This is a genomic window from Anabaenopsis sp. FSS-46 (genome assembly GCF_029891665.1).
GTDB lineage: Bacteria > Cyanobacteriota > Cyanobacteriia > Cyanobacteriales > Nostocaceae > Anabaenopsis > Anabaenopsis arnoldii.
The window spans coordinates 78,321-95,407 of the sequence record NZ_JANQDG010000114.1 but is presented as its reverse complement, the minus strand read 5'-3'; the positions used below and the strand labels follow the sequence as shown (position 1 = coordinate 95,407).

The following is a 17,087-nucleotide window of genomic DNA, read 5'->3' as shown; positions in this document are numbered from 1 at the left end:
TTCCCTACTCTTGACAAAATGTACCTTATTCTTATTGATAAAAACCTTATTTTATTGATAATCATCAACGGAGGATTAAGGTTTGGGGGTTTGCGAGCGATCGCTCTCACGAATGTTAAGAAAGATCCGGGTAATGGATAGTTGCTTAGGAGATGGGTGTATTTTCAGCCCAACTCGAAGGGGTTAAACCTAAAGATATCTGGAATAAAGTATGTTTAGATAAAAATATCTGTTAATTTATAAATAATTGGTTAAGCTTCAAAAATTTATCCCTGGTCAGACTTAGTAATTTAGCGCCGATCACCGTTCACGTTTCAAGGGTTGTGGCATGAATATTGTGACGCTTTTAATTGTTTGGTTGGTAACATCTATCAGCTTATTGATTATTAGTAAGCTCCCTTTGGGTGTGGAAATTGACTCTCCACAAAAGGCATTTTTTTCCGCCGCAGTTCTGGGTATTGTCACAGCAGTAGTGAGACCTATTTTAAGCCTCATATTTACAGTCCCCGATTTACTGACCTTCAATTTATTATCCGGCATTTTCACATTTATGATTGCCGTTGTGTGTTTTAGTATTGCCGCTTGGTTAGTAGAGGGGTTCCGCTTACGTTTTGGCATCTGGAGTGCTGTACTAGGAGCTTTTGCCTTGAGTATCATCAACAGCCTGATTTACAAATTATTAGGTGTTTAGGAAAAAAGGATTAATTCGTAGTTCGTAATTCCTAATTAATTGAGGTAGCAAATCCTCAACTTATGAATGGAAACAATCAAATTTGTTCCTGAGCAAGAACTACGAATTACGAATTATAGTGACTATTCGGTTACAGATGGGGGAGCAACTGGGGTACTGGTTTGTTGTTGACGCTGTTCGCGTTTCTTGCGATCAGCAGATACCATATCTGCCATAACTACCAGGGCTTGAGCCATCTTTTCCAGATTAGAACTGTATAGTTCCAAATCCTTAGTAAGTTTTTCATCGGATAGATGTAAACCAGCCGCAATGCTTTTTAATGCTTCGGTTCTTTGTTTTTCGTCCTTGACTAACTCAGGAGCCGATTGTTCTAATAATGTGAATAAACCAACCGCAAATAAGCGGCTGTATTTAAACTGGGAATTGTTGGCGATCGCTTGGAGTTGTCCTTGTAAATCAGGATCTCGATCTAAATGAGTGGTTTGGCTTAACCAAGCAATTAAATTCTGTACTAGTAGGTCTTGGGCTAAAGCTTGCAGCCGTTGGGCATCCTCTCGGTAACGTTGCGGTTCTTGTTCCACAGCCTGACATAAGGCATTAAAAATCGATTCCTGATCTCGTTCTGGTTGGTAGCCTTGCATAAAGCGGTCAAAGCTGGTGACTACACCCAAGGCATAAATTGGATTGTAGGTAAAACCACTATTGACTGATAGCAGATGCATTTCCACCATCAACTCTTCAACTACCCGACGATAAATGGTGTTAATCGGTCGGGTGTGCAGGGAGTAAAAAGTTCGTTTTGTATCTGAGACAGTACGGACGTTATTCACGAATAAAATGTTAAGAATGTTAAGAGCGACGTTATTACATTTTGTCGCTTAAAGGTGACTTTGCCAAGTTCAGGTTTCCGATCCGTATCATTTATAAGTTTTTGTCCAAATTTAATTGCCTTGGGTAAGTATTGAGTTTGGTTTGTCTATGGACATCTTTAGCCCTTGTTTGGCGAGCCAGCTAATATTTTAACAATCCCACAAAGATTTGAGAGCTTGAAACGGATACAGGAAAACCACAGGGGGATTGATTTTACACTCTGCTCGCCACCCCTGGACTTTGATCCCCATCTAACATGAGTCTAGATGGGGAATTACCGGCGGTTTTATTGAGTTTTACTTGTCCAGTTGACCCAATCTTGCGGTTTGAGGAAAATTTCATACAACTCGGCTTCTGGAGTATTGGGTTCTGGCTGGTAACCGTATTCCCAACGGACCAAAGGAGGTAAAGACATGAGAATGGATTCTGTACGTCCGTTGGTTTGGAGTCCGAAAATAGTGCCTCGGTCATAAACCAAGTTAAATTCTACATACCTACCGCGACGATAGAGTTGGAAATTCCGTTCGCGATCGCCATATTCCATTTCCCGTCGCCGTTCCACAATGGGCGTGTATGCCGGCAAAAATGCCCGGCCACAATCTCGCACCAAAGCAAATAAATCTTCCCAATTGCGGGTTGCTGGTACCCCGACTTGTTGGCTATAAATAGCCGCCTGGCCATTGGGGTCAGGACCGCGATATAACAGACCCTGTCCATCTTGGTAATCCAAAAATATCCCACCGACACCACGGTTTTCGTTCCGATGTTTCAAGTAAAAATATTCATCACACCAGCGCTTAAACACTGGGTAATACTCTGGGTGATGTTGGTCACAAGCTTGCTTAAGTGTGTTATGAAAATGCGCTGCATCTTCAGCAAAGGGGTAATAAGGAGTTAAATCAGCACCGCCACCGAACCACCATACTGGTCCGGCTTCAAAATAGCGGTAATTCAGGTGAACTGTGGGCACATAAGGATTGTGGGGGTGTAGTACCAGTGAAGTACCTGTAGCATAAAAACCCTGTCCTGAGGCTTCTGGGCGTTGGGCTAAAATTGATGGGGGTAGATGAGAACCCCAAACTTCAGAGAAATTTACACCAGCTTGTTCAAATACTGCACCATCACGCAGCACACGCGATCGCCCGCCACCTCCTTCCGGACGTTCCCAACTATCCTCATGAAACTTACCTACACCATCTACTGCAGCCAGTTTTTGGGTAATTTCATCTTGTAACTGTTTCATAAACTGACTTACCCTCGACTGAGAATCAGTTGGAGGTAAAAACTGGGATGGTGTTGCGTCTACAGTTGGCGTTTGCGAATTAGTCAACATAGATTCCGAGACTTAAATTACATTTTCTAAAAAGCCACAAACTTGTTAATTCTCAAATTTGTGGACAAATCCAGCCAATTTATCGGCTTAATTTGCCTAATCTGCTTTTGTCTTACTTGTCAGCATTTACAAGATTGATGGGCATGACTAGAGTTATTTTCCCTCAAATGCGTATAGGCTTGTATATTAACTGAGTTTTTTTTGTACTTCTTGATGTAAACATTCTGGTATCAACACTAGACTCTGGTGAATGACTCTATGAGCGATCTCTACTTTGAGGTAATCTGATTCACCATACCAGAGTCATCAGCAGATGCATAGGAAGGAGGATGAGGCAAATGCGAAGTTGGTTATCCAAATGCATCCACCGCAAACGTCGTCAGTTTTGCGCTTCTCTGGTGCGAACGTATCGAGAGATTAGTTCTGCATCCGTAGATGAGATGTGGCTGAAAGTAGTAGATTTAACAGATGTTTCCTGGCATCCCCTGCTCAAGAGTACTAATGTACCCTATGGATTAGTACCCAAACCGGGATTAATTTACCAAGCCATCACCCGCTTTTCGCCTATTGCCATCCGGATTTTTGTCGAGGGTGTTAAACCTCATGAAATGTTAAGTATCCGAGTCATGGCGATTCCAGGTATCGAAGAACGAGTTACTTACCGAGTAGAGTCTACAGTTTGTGGTACTTGTTTATCTTATTCAGTCACTCTCCGGGGTTGGTTGTCCCCCCTAATTTGGTCATTATCACGCCCTTATGCAGATCGTGTAGCACGTTCCTTAGTGCAGTACGTAGAAAAGGCTGGATTAGCAACAGTCTCAGGGAAGAAAAAATCACTCCATGATAGTTGTTTTGATTTTTAGGGAATCCAGACCACTTCCCAAACAAAGTTAAGATCATATTAGATGATCTTAAAATTTTCTTAATTTTTTTTACAAGAGTATGTACGATGTTCTTGATTCCGAGTCAGTTTTAGCAGTTTTGCGACCAGTAGAAGACCCAGAACTCCGCAAGAGTTTGGTGGAACTGAATATGATTCGCAACGTCAAAATTGAGGATGGCAAGGTTAGCTTTACTTTGGTGTTAACCACACCAGCTTGTCCCCTACGTGAATTTATAGTTGAAGATTGCAAAAAAGCGATTAAACAGCTACCTAGTGTTACAGAGGTAAGTGTAGATGTTACTGCAGAAACACCCCAACAAAAAAGCTTACCAGATAGGACTGGAATTACTGGTGTGAAGAATATTCTGGCTGTTTCCAGTGGTAAAGGCGGTGTTGGTAAAAGCACAGTAGCGGTGAATGTAGCTGTAGCTTTAGCACAAACAGGGGCAAAAGTGGGATTGCTAGATGCCGATATTTACGGACCTAATGACCCAACTATGCTGGGGCTAGCTGATGCTGAAATTGTTGTGCGTTCCACAGACAAAGGTGACATTCTCGAACCTGCTTTTAATCACGGTGTCAAATTAGTCTCAATGGGCTTTTTGATTGACCCAGACCAGCCAGTGATTTGGCGCGGTCCCATGCTTAATGGTGTGATTCGCCAGTTTCTCTATCAAGTGGAATGGGGACAACTGGATTATTTAATCGTCGATATGCCACCGGGAACCGGTGACGCTCAATTAACTTTAACCCAGGCAGTGCCGATGTCAGGCGCTGTAATTGTTACTACACCACAAAATGTCGCCCTATTAGATTCACGTAAAGGTTTGCGAATGTTCCAGCAAATGAATGTCCCTGTGTTGGGAATCGTAGAAAATATGAGCTACTTTATTCCCCCAGATATGCCAGATAAGCACTATGACATCTTTGGTTCCGGTGGGGGTTCCAAGACAGCATCTGAGTTGGGAGTACCTTTACTGGGGTGCATTCCTCTGGAGATTTCCACCAGAGTAGGTGGTGATAGTGGTGTACCAATAGTTATAGCAGATCCAGATTCAGCCTCAGCACAAGCATTAAAAGCGATCGCTCTAAATATCGCCGGTAAAATATCAGTTGCCGCTCTGACATAATCAAGTAGTTCTTTTTTGATTCCTGGGTAATAGCCCAGGAATGCAGATTCAATATTAAAGATAAATTTGCACATGATCTTCAAACGTTTTATCCCCCAAATTCGCCGGCAACATTGGCTTAATTCCTGGCAGCAAATGGATTGGATGCTATTTTGGCTGACTATAGGCATTAGTACATTTGGTGGCTTAATGATATTGAGTACGGAATTAAGACAACCGGTGACTGACTGGTTCTGGCACTGGTTGGTAGCAGCTATTGGCGTTGTGATAGCCTTGTTTTTAGCTCGTAGCCGTTATGAAAATCTGATGCACTGGCATTGGGTAACATACGCACTCACAAATCTCAGTCTGATCGCGGTCATGATCATTGGTACTAGCGCGAAAGGAGCGCAGCGATGGATTAGCATTGGTGGGTTTAACGTCCAGCCTTCGGAATTTGCCAAAATCGGAGTGATTATCACCTTAGCGGCTGTATTACACAAGCGCACAGCTTCCACCCTGGAAAGTGTATTTCGGACTTTGGCAATTACTGCTATTCCTTGGGGATTAGTATTTTTACAGCCAGATTTGGCCACATCTTTGGTGTTTGGTGCCATCGTCTTAGGAATGCTGTACTGGGCAAATGCTCATCCTGGCTGGCTGGTGCTGATGATTTCGCCGATAATTTCTGCTATTCTGTTTAGTATAAATTGGCCTTTGTCAGAGCCGGTAAATGTATTTAACATATTATCTTTCGGAGTTTTAGGGTTAGTTTGGGTAGTGGCTATGGGTATTGTAGGGTGGTATACTCTCCCCTGGCGGAAATCTGCCCTCAATGCTATTGGTGCCTCAGCTCTCAACTTGTTAGGTGGTGAATTGGGAGTTTTTGTCTGGGAGCATATATTGAGGGATTATCAGAAAAACCGCCTAACTGTATTTCTCAGACCTGGACACGATATTTTTGGAGTTGGCTATCATCAACACCAGTCTCGCATCGCTATAGGTGCTGGTGAAGTTTGGGGATGGGGTTTATTTAAAGGTCCGATGACACAACTAAATTTTGTTCCCGAACAACATACAGACTTTATTTTCTCCGCCGTGGGGGAAGAACTGGGTTTTGTGGGTTGTTTAGTGGTGCTTTTCGTCTTCTGTTTGATCTGCTTTCGCCTATTACGTATAGCTGAAACTGCTAAAGATAACTTTGGTTCATTGTTAGCTATTGGGGTTTTGTCAATGATCTTATTTCAGCTAATTGTTAACATAGGGATGACTGTTGGTTTAGCCCCTGTAGCAGGAATTCCCCTACCTTGGATGAGTTACGGACGTTCGGCTATGTTGACGAATTTCATTGCTTTGGGTTTAGTGCAGTCGGTAGCTAATTTTCGACAACGAAAAAAGTATTATTTTTGAGGGCGGTGAATTAGTTTACATCAAGATTTGAATTTTCAGATCCCTGATTATGGAAATAAACCTCTCTGACAGGAAAGGGGATTTGGATTCCTTCTTGTTGATAACGTTTATGTAATTTCTTAATTAGTAAGTGTCTCGCAATGCGCTGATCAAAATATTCATTTACCCGCATAGATAATTTAAAATCTATACTAAAATCATTAAAGGTATGAAATCTAATAATAGGTTCATTTTCTATTAAGTCCGGGGCAATTTCTTGCATCACTTCTTTGGCTACTTCTACAGTCACTATTTCTACTTTTTCTAAATCACTTTCGTAACCGACACCGATATCCATGATTAAAGTAATTACCTTAGCTGGTAGGTGATAGTTAGTAAAAATCGCTGATGCTAGGCGAGAATTAGGAACAACAATAATATTATTTTTAATCTCTTTAATAGTTGTATTCCGCCAATTGATATCTGTAACATAACCTTCATATCCATCATCTAATTTCAGATAATCTCCAGTTCTCACTTGCTTAGAGATAATCAGATAAAAACCAGAAAATAAATTAGCCAATGTATCTTGGAGCGCCAAACCAACGGCTAAACCACCAACTCCTAAAGTTGTGACTATGGGTGTAATTTGCACACCTATAGTTTGCAAGAGGATGAGTATTCCCAAGATGAAAACACCAATCTTAGCTAAATTAGAAATTAAAGATGCAGGTACTCCTGCTGTTCTCTGTATGAATAAATTTACAAAACCAGCAGTCAATCTAGCTAAGACTAAGGTGACTGAGTAAAGTAATAAAATGGTAATTATTTTTTGCAGGATAATTTTAATATCATTGTTGATATTCAGGGAAGAATACAAAAAAGCCCCAGAGAAACCTGCTAGCAAAAACCAAAAAAATGTCATGCGGTGTAAAGCTGTAAATATGATTTCACCGCCTGGTATCTGCTTTTCAAGAACAAATTCTCTGAGTTTTTTAAAAAAAACTTTTTCCCCAATCAATCCAGCCATCCAGCCAAGGAGAATAAATACTATTGGTACAATCCATTGCTGCATAATTAATTTAGAGTTTTATATTTTTGCTAAATTCTAGCTTGTCTATTTGCCTGATTTACTGGTAATTTTAGATTATGGAACTGCCAATTATTTACCATCCAGATTATATTACATCATTACCACCGGGGCATCGCTTCCCGATGTCCAAGTTCCGACAACTCTATGAATTGCTGTTAGCTGACGGTGTAGCGCAAACAGCACAATTTCACACACCATTACCCCCACCCCGCGAGTTAATTAAGTTGGTTCATACTCCAGAATATGTTCAAGCTTACTGCGAGGGAACACTAGAACCGAAAGCACAGCGTCGTATTGGGTTACCTTGGAGTCCAGCACTGGTAAATCGTACTTGCGTCGCGGTTGGTGGTACAATACTTACTGCCCAGATGGCACTGAGTCAGGGTTTAGCTTGTAATACAGCCGGTGGTACTCATCATGCTTTTCCTAGTTATGGTTCTGGTTTTTGTATTTTCAACGATTTAGCGATCGCTTGTCGAGTGTTACAAAAGCTCGGACTTGTGCAAAAAGTTCTGATTGTGGATTTAGATGTACATCAAGGGGATGGTACAGCTGTCATTTTCCAAACAGATGAGAGTGTGTTTACTTTCTCCATGCACTGTGAAGTTAATTTTCCTGGTACTAAACAAACCAGTGATTTGGATGTTCCCCTGAGGGTGGGAATGGAAGATGATGAATATTTACAAACTTTGGCGAATTATTTACCAGATTTGCTGTCCAAGATTCGCCCTGATTTAGTATTATACGATGCAGGGGTAGATATTCATATCGGCGATCGCTTAGGAAAATTAGCCCTGAGTGATACGGGAATTTTCCGCCGCGAAATGCAGGTTTTAAGTACCTGCGTGGGTGCTGGTTATCCTGTAGCTTGTGTTATTGGAGGGGGTTACGCCGATGATATGAGGTCTCTGGTTTGGCGACACTCTTTGTTACATCGTGCTGCTACTCAGGTTTATCATCAGTATAGGCTATAAATTAGTTCCCCACCTTGGCGCAGTGGTTCCTTGTTTTTTCCCAGGTGCTAAACTATATTATCTCACACATCAGTAAATTCCACTGTATCTATGCCCACTTTTTCCCACAAGCAAAATTACCAAACCTGGAGCTATAAATGTGTTAATTCAGTGGCTCAAAATGAGATAATTGATTTACTGGGTGAGGAAGTTTGTCTGTTTTATGTGCGTCGTCAAGGTGCAGGAAAACATCAAGATGAGGAAATTTGGCAGTTAACAATTGCCACTGATAGAGATGATTTTCCCTTACCTAAACAGATGGAAAAGCAAGGTAAAACATTAAGTTTAATTGCAGCTATTTCCCAGGATGGAATAGGCGGTTTAAAAATTTTATCAATTCGGTTTTTGCCACTTTCCCGGGGACGGGCTGATGGTTACTCTGTTGCTTTTACCTTACGTTTGCTGTCTCATGCTCAACATCGTTTAGGTATTCCTAAACTTGCATTAGCACGCATGGAAAAAATGCCTATTTGCGGTGAGCATATACCCACAGAAGAACAGTTACAAGCCTGGAAAGCATTTTTGCAAGTTGAGGAAAATATTGCTAAATCCCGTCAGTTTTGTGTGGCATTTGTTAGTAATAATTATGGGCGTAACAGCAGAGATATTACCTTTGAAGTAGATGTTACCTCGGCTACTCTCGATGGTGCTGAAGAAAATTATTTAAATGTCTCCAGTTTCTGGGAACGGGTAAAACGTTCCAAAAACCAAGAAGTTAAACTTGCGGAAACTGTTCCTATAGGGAAACTAACTTACAAAATTCCTCAACTAGGTACAATTGATCAAGTTGATGTGAAAAATTGTTTAATCAAAGTCAAATTAGAACGGGAAGTAGCGGAATATATCGCTACACAACGTTATCAAATACCAGTGAAGGGATTTTTATTTTTTGATGCTGCTGGTGATATTCAACAAGTTAGGCGCAAGAAGGAAGCTTTAGAACAATTAAAGCAGGGACACACTCAAAATCCTTACTTGGGTAACTTTTTATTCGATGCTTCCCAGTCCAGGTGTATTAAGAAAACTGTGTCACTGCAAGGGGATGATTTATTATTATCTTCTGCTAATGCTGGACAAAAAGCAGCTGTGGAGAAGGTCTTAGCAGCTGAAGATTTAGTTCTCATCCAAGGTCCTCCCGGTACTGGTAAAACTACTGTAATTGCAGAAATTTGTTATCAAATAGCCCTGCGGGGTGGACGTACTCTTATCGCTTCTCAAGCTAACTTAGCGGTGGATAATGCTCTGAGTCGATTAGTTCACAACCCAGTTATCCGCGCGGTGCGCAAAGGACGCGCCCACAAAGTGGGGGAAGAAGGACAGCCATTTTTAGAAGATCAAGTTATTGGTACATGGCTGGAAAATACGGCGAATGACTGTGAAAATAGTTTGGCTAAACGTCGGGAAAATGTGAAAATATTGGCTGAGTTGTTGTTAGCATTCCCACAATTTAAAGATTATTTACAGTTAGAAGAGGAACTAAATCAGCAACAAAATCAATTAAATCAGCAAAAGCAAATTTTAGCAGCAACCTGTAAAAATATAGCAGACATTTATCAAGAAAGTTTATCTGAAAAAAATCAGCTACAATCTATTGGATTAGGGTTAGATTATGTACTAAAAAATGTGCCAAATATTAATTGGGAAGCACCAGAAGTTAAAAATTATTTACCACAGCTTCATTTATATACAGAAAATAATAGTTCGGTCGCTGATTTTTTGACCAATGTGGGTCAAGCTATCAAGTGGACTGATAAACTGGGTTTAGTCCGTCCTGCTCATGGTGCATTTGGTTTAGCATTTTGGTTGTGTGAAAATGTAGCTACTCAATTAGCTGATTTTAAAACAGCATTCCATTACGCCCAAGATATAATTGTGGCAATGTCGGAGCTTGTTAAAGCAGTATCTCCGATTTCCCAATATTCTTCAACAGCCATTAATGAGCAGGAATTTATAGCTAAACAGCAAAATTTACAGCAGACAATTCAAGGTTGGCAAAACCGTAAACGCGAGATTGATTATGTAATTGCAGCTGTTAAAGAATGGAAGTTTACAGCACCTGTGGTATTATATCAAATAATTAAAGAATGCCAGCAGTCGGGACAAATCTTAACGCCGGAATTGCTACAGTTACCACTGGGTTTGTTGCTGTTCGCCCAGCAGTTAAAGTTACCTATATTACCTCATAAATATCATGTGAATTTGCCAGATTTGTCAGCTTTAGCAAAAGCCTTTATTTATGAAACGGAGGGGGGCTTTGTTGATAGAATCGGTAAACGGCACAGTTTCAGTTACTTTGTAGAGCAAAGTTTTAGTCAAATTCCCATAATCCTATCTGGGAGCGATCGCACTCAATGGCGTAAAATATACGAAGAGTTTAGTAACTATCAACTCCTGAACCTACATCAGCGCCAATTACTGGTGGAAAACACCCAGTTGTTTTTGCTGAGAATGCAGTCAGTCTATGGTACAGTTTGGGAATTAAATCACCTCGACTCTACCCTGAAGCGGGTTAGTGAAGAATTACTCGCGGATATTCTCACCAATGCGCGTCAATGTGTCGCACGAGTTAAAACTGAAACTGAAAAACACCTGGAGTATCTCCAACAGCAACTAACTCAACTGGAGAGAACCACCCAAGAGCAAATATCCGCTACTTCATCTCAAATAAAAGTAGAACAGGTGATCAAGATTTTGCAGTTACTCAACCAACAGCAAAATGTCCCTGATAAATTACGCGGTTTGGTGACAGAATATCTGACAACACCATCAAAAATTTGGCAACATCCTCAAGAATTTGCTACTCATGTCAATACTGGGTTGGGTCATCTCCTCAATTTAGAAACTGTCATCAGTTCCATTCAACCTGTTGCAGTCTTGGAGGTAATTAAAAAATCTTTAGATGACAAAGTGGTGATTATACAACAACAAAACACACAGGCTCAACACAAACTGCAAGAAACACAAAGCCAACTGGAAAAATTAAATCAACAACCCGAAATACAACCCACAGAAGATTTAATTTTATCCAGAAATTGGTGGAAACAGTTCTGGGAAACCATACCTGATAAATTTAAGCCCAAAAATCTTGATTTAGGCTTATTTGATCGGGAATTTTTACAGACTATCACAGCCCAGTTTGATGCTTGGCAACACCAACTGAGTCAAGAAGAAACTTATCTCAACCGCTACCAAGATTTTACCCAAGATTGGATTGCTAAAGTCAAAAATCCCTCAGAGCGCGATCGCAACGACTTAAAACGCATTTACTTAGATAACGCTAACGTCGTCGGTATCACTTGTGTCCAAGCTGCAAATTACAACTTTACCCAAGAATTTAAAGCCTTTGATGTGGTCATCATCGATGAAGTCAGTAAATGTACCCCACCAGAGTTACTCATTCCAGCTTTAAAAGGCAAAAAGTTAGTCTTGGTAGGTGACCATCGCCAATTACCACCCATGCTTGATACTAGCACAGTAGCAGAAGTTGCTCAATCACTGGGGAGCACAAAATCAGAACTGCAATTTTTAGAAGAATCATTATTTAAAATTCAGTTTGAAGCTGCTGACAAAAGCATTAAACAAATGTTGACTACCCAATATAGAATGCACCCCTCCATTATGGCAGCCATCAATCAATTTTATCAGGGTAAATTAGAATGTGGGCTTTTAGCACCTGACAGCCAACGCGCCCATAATTTGACAGGGGAAATTATCGACCAAAATCACCATCTTATCTGGGTAAACATTCCCAGGGATCTGGAATTCCAAGAAGAACGGGAAAATACTTCCTATTTTAATCCTCGCGAAGTAGATATAATTGAACGCCTGTGTCAGCAATTCGAGCATACTTGGGCTACTAAAATCGCCAATGGTGCACCCAAAAAGGAAATTGCAGTCATTACATTCTATGGCGCACAACTGAAAAAAATTGAGCAACGTTTACAACCGGAACTATTTCCTTCTTTGGAAATTCGCACAGGGACAGTGGATAGATTTCAGGGAATGGAACGCCCTGTGGTCATTGTGAGTATGGTTCGGAATAATCATCAAGGTGATGTTGGTTTTGCGAATAAGCCAGAACGGGTAAACGTAGCTTTTTCTCGCGCCCAAGAACTACTAGTAATTGTAGGTTGTCATGATTTATTTACCCGTCAAGGTGGAAAAGTTGGAGATATGTATTTAGATATTTCCCGTACTGTAAATCGTCAAGGAGGTTTCGTTGATGTTTCTAGGTGCTGCGGCTAAACCTATTGACAAAAAACTCATAAATTTAGTAGAGGAAATTACCGCCCAAAATCCTCACTTATCAGTTTTAGCAGCCCATGAATTTCGCTATAGTTTACATCAAACTCCTGTAGAAATATCTATCCAGGAACCCCGGGAATTTAATGTACTCGAAGAATTTATTATCCGTGCTGGAATTGAGTTTTCGCCTCCACCCACAGAAGATGAATTAGCATCCATATTAGGACTTGACCCTATATTTGTCCGCAGTACCGCAGCCAATTTGCAAAGGTTGGAAACCTTATCCGCAACATCCCCCATTACAGTGACAAATCAAGGACGAACTTTTTACTCCCAAGGTTCTGTACCACAACCTGCATATCCTGTAGAAATATATGCTGTTTCCGATGCTTTGGAAGGAAAGCTGATATTTTCTACTGAACCCTGGGATGATGTCTCGTTAAATTTACCTGATTTAGCAGATTTTATCAAAATTGCCCGTAAAATTAATGATATACCTGCTTTAAGCATTGAAAAAATCCAGAAATGTATTCAGTTATCAGGTTTAGATTTTCATGTCCCAGAATTAGGTAAAATTGTTACTCACTGTAAAGTTTTAGCCCCAGCGCAAATTATCTGGAAAAGTATATCACTGTTTGTAATTTGCGATGCTGTCACACAAAAACTCAGGATCGAAATTAGAAGCGGTAAGCAAATTTCGGCATCAGCATCACAACGCATGGAAGTATTGCAAGGTAAAGGTAAAATACCGTATCTTGCTTTATGTCAATTATCCGATGAAGCCGTTAAGGAGCGTGAAGCTACTCTTAATTATAAAAATACTCAAATAGAATCTCGATTAGAAAAACTTACCCCAACAGCTTTAAAGTTAGGCGATGGGGAAATTACTCCCACTTTTCGGGAAATTTTAAATTCTGCTAAACGGCAAATTATCATCTATTCTCCTTGTTTGAGTCAAGATATTATCAATAACGAATTTGTAACGCTGTTGCAAAAGTTGACTAATGATGGAGTGCGGGTTTTAATCGCATATGGAATTTCACCAGCAGATGTTATAGAAAAATTACGCTCTCTCAAAACGCCTCACTGTTTATCATCTGTACAGGTTTTCTGTCTGGCTGATTCCCATGTCAAAGAGGTTATAGTTGATCAAGAAACTTATTTTTGTGGATTTTATGACTGGGTTTCTTCTGGTGGGGAATATTTACCACAGGGTGAGTCTGTTTATAAAGTCACTGCTCCCCAGCAAGTTGAGGAAGCATATCAGTTTCTGGTTGCTCGTTACCAAAATCATGCACAAACTCAATGGGGTATAGCTTTAGAAAACCGTGATTTGCAATTAGCTGTAGAGTCTTTGTCTGTGTGGGGTTTCCTGGGTATGCAAAATATCGCACTCAGGGAGATAAAAAAAAGCAACTGGTTGGAACTTCTGCCAGAGTGGTTAAATATTGTAATTACAGATTTAAATTCAAAGAATTTACTAAATGATTCTATAGCTTCGGCGCTTTCCCTGTTGAATCAGCTTTCTGGGGAGGAAACCTTTATGGAATCCTTACAGCAGGGATGGCGTAAAACCATCAAGACCATAGCATATTATCAACCGGAAACCGCTTTAAACTTACTCAGTAATGAAGTATGGGCTGATTTTGTCCGCCTAAATATTGCTCAGGAGGATGACTCACCCGGCAAGTTCATTATACCACAAAATTTACCGCATCAGAAGAAACAATCAGTCTCACGCTCTGGGGTTAAGTCTAAAAATTGCAGAAAATAGGCTTTAAACAGCCTCTGCATTGTTTATACTCGCTGTCTTTGTGCTTTCTGAGATTATTATTAAATAATTGTAAATTATAAGTTAACTTAAATGTAGATGCAAAAATTCGTCTAATTCGATACAATTCTTACATTAGGAGAGGCGAGGAGAACAAAGTGGTCCTATTAAAAGGCTTTGAGATTGAGATGTATACTGGTACGCCTCAAGGTGAAATAGTCGGTCTCTCCGACAAAATTGTAGACTCTTTGGATGGATTTGTGCGGGAACCGGATAGCCGTAATGTGGAATACACCACCCAGCCATTGAGTGATTATGAGAAATTGTTGTGTGCTTTGCTTTGTCCCCGCCGCAATTTGCGACGCTACCTGCATAAGTTGGGTAATTATACTTTAATTCCTGGTAGCACTTTATCATTGGGCGGCAGCGATCGCTTTTTTCGTTCCAACCCCAATAACCCATATCATGAATACATTGAAAATACCTACGGGACAAAAGTAGTTACTGCCAGCGTTCATATTAATATCGGCATCAGTGACCCTGATGTATTAATGCGGGCTTGTCGGCTCATTCGTTTAGAAGCCCCTTTATTCCTGGCTTTAAGCGCCTCGTCCCCCTTCCTGGATGGCAAGGCTACGGGTTATCATTCCACCCGTTGGGCTGTGTTTCCTCAAACTCCCGCCCATGTGCCCTTATTTACTAGTCATGTCCATCATATTGAATGGATGGAAGCACAAATAGCTGCGGGAACTATGCAAAATGTCCGGCATTTGTGGACATCAGTTAGACCAAATGGCGATGATCGTCCTTATGACTTGAATCGTTTGGAATTACGTATTTGTGACTTAGTTACCGACCCCATTGCTTTGCTAGCCATTAGTGCTTTGCTGGAAGCGCGTTTGTTACAGTTAATGGCAAACCCCGAACTCGACCCGTTAACCCAAAGTAGTTTTTCCCCCGAAGAATTGCTGACTATCACCGCCAGCAACGAAGCATCTGCAGCTAGTGCTAGTCTTGATGCTCAATTACACCATTGGCAAGACGGTAGACCTATCCTTGCCAGAGACTGGATTAACCAATTATATCAAGAAGTTTGGGGGATGGCTAAAGAACATGGTTTTAGCTGTTTCTTATCTCCTGTGCAGAAAATTCTCCGCGCCGGGAACGAAGCCCAACAATGGTTACAACTGCACGCAGTGGGTTTTGACTCTCAGCGTGTCCTGACTCAAGCTATTGTCGCCACTGAAGAACGGGAAGTTGAATTAGAAAACAAATTATGTTCGCCCCTGGTAGCTTAATGGTTCCGTCTTCATCCTGAAGGTAGATTTGGACAGAGAAACCCCAGAATTATTTTCTATCCCCAAGATTCTTGGTGTCTGGGGTTTTAGGGAATTTGTTTTTTGTTTAAAAAAATTAATATCGAGGTTTTACTGAAGATTTATTAGAAAAACCTATGAATCGACTCTATCTAATGATAGACTTATAAGGATTTCAGTATAGAGTTATACAAAAAATAGTTTACAGACAATGCCCCAGATAGTTTTAGTTTATCCGCAAATACCACCAAATACAGGTAACATTGCCCGTACTTGTGCCGCCACGGGTACGGAATTACATTTAGTGGCTCCTTTAGGGTTTGAAATTAGCGATCGCTACCTCAAAAGAGCTGGTTTAGACTATTGGCCTTATGTCAAACTACACTATCACGAATCCCTAGCAGCCTTTCAATCCACACATCGACAACGTGGAGGCAGATGCTTAGGCTTCACTGTGCGAGGTAATTTTAATTATGCCAGCTTTCAATTTCAAGCCGATGATTGGTTGCTTTTTGGTAGCGAAACCACAGGGTTACCATCCACAGTGCTGTCAGATTGCGATGCGAAACTGTATATTCCAATGTCAGAGCCTCATGTTCGCAGCCTGAATCTTTCCGTCAGTGTCGCAGTCAGTTTGTTTGAAGCTCATCGTCAGTTGGGCTATTTACTCTGACAATCCTGATGCGATCGCAAATCTTGATCTCAGAGTGTAATTTATCCCCGCCAAACACACTCTGGGAAGAGAAAATATAGTTAAATTTTATACAAAAATCTCTTCAGGATAGTCTTAGTAATAAATACTCACCAAAATTAACATAGTTATATAAGAAATTTGTATATTGAATTCGCGAGTCTACGGAACTTATATTATAGATTTTGATGAAGACACAGGCAGCATGAGGAGGATCTCAAAGAAGCTCAAACCCTTTATGTTTTATTGATTTGAGACATTTATGTGGGATAAGTAATTGCGAGGATTAGAAAAGTAGTTAGAAGTGTGTACGGTTGATTTTTAGGGACAAATTAACGTAAAGTCTCCTATTGATAAGGCGGATCGAGTAGAAAAACCTTGAATATATCTAGAACATAGGGCATAGCTTTTCCAAAAGTCCGAGCCTCTATATTGCTCAAGTCCACAATTGGCAGGGTGAACATATAATAAATATTCTTCACTAACTCCTAGCAAGGGTCACACAAGCAGTAAAGACAACGGTCAAAAGCAAAAGTTCTATGGTGTGTAGAAATAAACTGGACAAGTGAGCACAGCAACTTTAAAGTTTTCGGTTCCATGTGTGAACTTGTCTAAATCAGAGAAGCAAGTTAATCTTGCGTAAGTATCTCTGGTGAGGTTGATCTTGATCTATCATTTCGATG

General features: G+C 40.6%; 12 protein-coding genes. 9 read left to right on the top strand and 3 right to left on the bottom strand.

Features of this window, described 5'->3' with window-relative positions; all coding sequences use genetic code 11:
- Positions 1 to 328: 328 nt before the first annotated feature.
- Positions 329 to 691, top strand: a complete 363-nt coding sequence (locus tag NWP21_RS14280; RefSeq protein ID WP_271732730.1) for a phage holin family protein — start codon at positions 329 to 331, stop codon at positions 689 to 691.
- Between the two features lie 122 nt (positions 692 to 813).
- Here NWP21_RS14280 and psb29 read toward each other — a convergent pair whose 3' ends face one another.
- On the bottom strand, positions 814 to 1,521 hold the full coding sequence (gene psb29 / locus NWP21_RS14275) for a photosystem II biogenesis protein Psp29 (RefSeq protein WP_280793186.1): 708 nt from the start codon (positions 1,519 to 1,521) through the stop codon (positions 814 to 816).
- 326 nt (positions 1,522 to 1,847) lie between these two features.
- On the bottom strand, positions 1,848 to 2,894 hold the full coding sequence (gene hemF, locus NWP21_RS14270) for an oxygen-dependent coproporphyrinogen oxidase (protein ID WP_280793185.1): 1,047 nt from the start codon (positions 2,892 to 2,894) through the stop codon (positions 1,848 to 1,850).
- Positions 2,895 to 3,232: 338 nt separating this feature from the next.
- Here hemF and NWP21_RS14265 point away from each other — a divergent pair, with 338 nt between their 5' ends.
- From NWP21_RS14265 to rodA, 3 genes are all read left to right on the top strand, one after another.
- Entirely contained in the window at positions 3,233 to 3,757 is a 525-nt protein-coding gene (locus NWP21_RS14265; protein WP_280793184.1) for an SRPBCC family protein, read from the top strand.
- Between the two features lie 79 nt (positions 3,758 to 3,836).
- A complete protein-coding gene (locus tag NWP21_RS14260; RefSeq protein WP_271732723.1) occupies positions 3,837 to 4,907 on the top strand; it encodes an Mrp/NBP35 family ATP-binding protein in 1,071 nt (356 codons plus the stop codon).
- Positions 4,908 to 4,979: 72 nt separating this feature from the next.
- A complete protein-coding gene (rodA, locus tag NWP21_RS14255) occupies positions 4,980 to 6,296 on the top strand; it encodes a rod shape-determining protein RodA (protein WP_280793183.1) in 1,317 nt (438 codons plus the stop codon).
- Between the two features lie 10 nt (positions 6,297 to 6,306).
- Here the strand turns inward: rodA and NWP21_RS14250 are convergent, their stop codons facing one another.
- Positions 6,307 to 7,350, bottom strand: coding sequence for a mechanosensitive ion channel family protein (locus NWP21_RS14250; RefSeq protein WP_280793182.1), 1,044 nt, complete (start codon positions 7,348 to 7,350; stop codon positions 6,307 to 6,309).
- Positions 7,351 to 7,424: 74 nt separating this feature from the next.
- On the opposite strand from NWP21_RS14250, the gene NWP21_RS14245 reads away from it, so the two are divergent.
- The 5 genes from NWP21_RS14245 (at position 7,425) to NWP21_RS14225 (ending at position 16,386) form a co-directional block, all read left to right on the top strand.
- The gene (locus NWP21_RS14245; RefSeq protein WP_280793181.1) at positions 7,425 to 8,342 is read left to right on the top strand and encodes a histone deacetylase; all 918 of its coding nucleotides are present in this window, start codon (positions 7,425 to 7,427) and stop codon (positions 8,340 to 8,342) included.
- Positions 8,343 to 8,432: 90 nt separating this feature from the next.
- A complete protein-coding gene (locus NWP21_RS14240) occupies positions 8,433 to 12,626 on the top strand; it encodes an AAA domain-containing protein (RefSeq protein ID WP_280793180.1) in 4,194 nt (1,397 codons plus the stop codon).
- Positions 12,604 to 14,400, top strand: coding sequence for a hypothetical protein (locus tag NWP21_RS14235; protein WP_280793179.1), 1,797 nt, complete (start codon positions 12,604 to 12,606; stop codon positions 14,398 to 14,400). The genes NWP21_RS14240 and NWP21_RS14235 overlap by 23 nt, the downstream gene beginning before the upstream one ends.
- Positions 14,401 to 14,555: 155 nt before the next feature.
- Positions 14,556 to 15,695 (top strand): glutamate--cysteine ligase, encoded by a 1,140-nt coding sequence (gene gshA / locus NWP21_RS14230; RefSeq protein ID WP_280793178.1) that lies wholly within the window; start codon positions 14,556 to 14,558, stop codon positions 15,693 to 15,695.
- A 229-nt stretch (positions 15,696 to 15,924) separates the two neighbouring features.
- A complete protein-coding gene (locus NWP21_RS14225) occupies positions 15,925 to 16,386 on the top strand; it encodes a tRNA (cytidine(34)-2'-O)-methyltransferase (RefSeq protein ID WP_271732713.1) in 462 nt (153 codons plus the stop codon).
- Positions 16,387 to 17,087 lie beyond the last annotated feature (701 nt).

Coding starts and splice junctions, on each gene's coding strand:
- NWP21_RS14245 (WP_280793181.1), top strand. CDS start 7,425: ATGGAACTGCCAATTATTTACCATCCAGATTATATTACATCATTACCA.
- NWP21_RS14260 (WP_271732723.1), top strand. CDS start 3,837: ATGTACGATGTTCTTGATTCCGAGTCAGTTTTAGCAGTTTTGCGACCA.
- NWP21_RS14225 (WP_271732713.1), top strand. CDS start 15,925: ATGCCCCAGATAGTTTTAGTTTATCCGCAAATACCACCAAATACAGGT.
- NWP21_RS14235 (WP_280793179.1), top strand. CDS start 12,604: ATGTTTCTAGGTGCTGCGGCTAAACCTATTGACAAAAAACTCATAAAT.
- NWP21_RS14250 (WP_280793182.1), bottom strand. CDS start 7,350: ATGCAGCAATGGATTGTACCAATAGTATTTATTCTCCTTGGCTGGATG.
- NWP21_RS14265 (WP_280793184.1), top strand. CDS start 3,233: ATGCGAAGTTGGTTATCCAAATGCATCCACCGCAAACGTCGTCAGTTT.
- hemF (WP_280793185.1), bottom strand. CDS start 2,894: ATGTTGACTAATTCGCAAACGCCAACTGTAGACGCAACACCATCCCAG.
- NWP21_RS14280 (WP_271732730.1), top strand. CDS start 329: ATGAATATTGTGACGCTTTTAATTGTTTGGTTGGTAACATCTATCAGC.
- rodA (WP_280793183.1), top strand. CDS start 4,980: ATGATCTTCAAACGTTTTATCCCCCAAATTCGCCGGCAACATTGGCTT.
- NWP21_RS14240 (WP_280793180.1), top strand. CDS start 8,433: ATGCCCACTTTTTCCCACAAGCAAAATTACCAAACCTGGAGCTATAAA.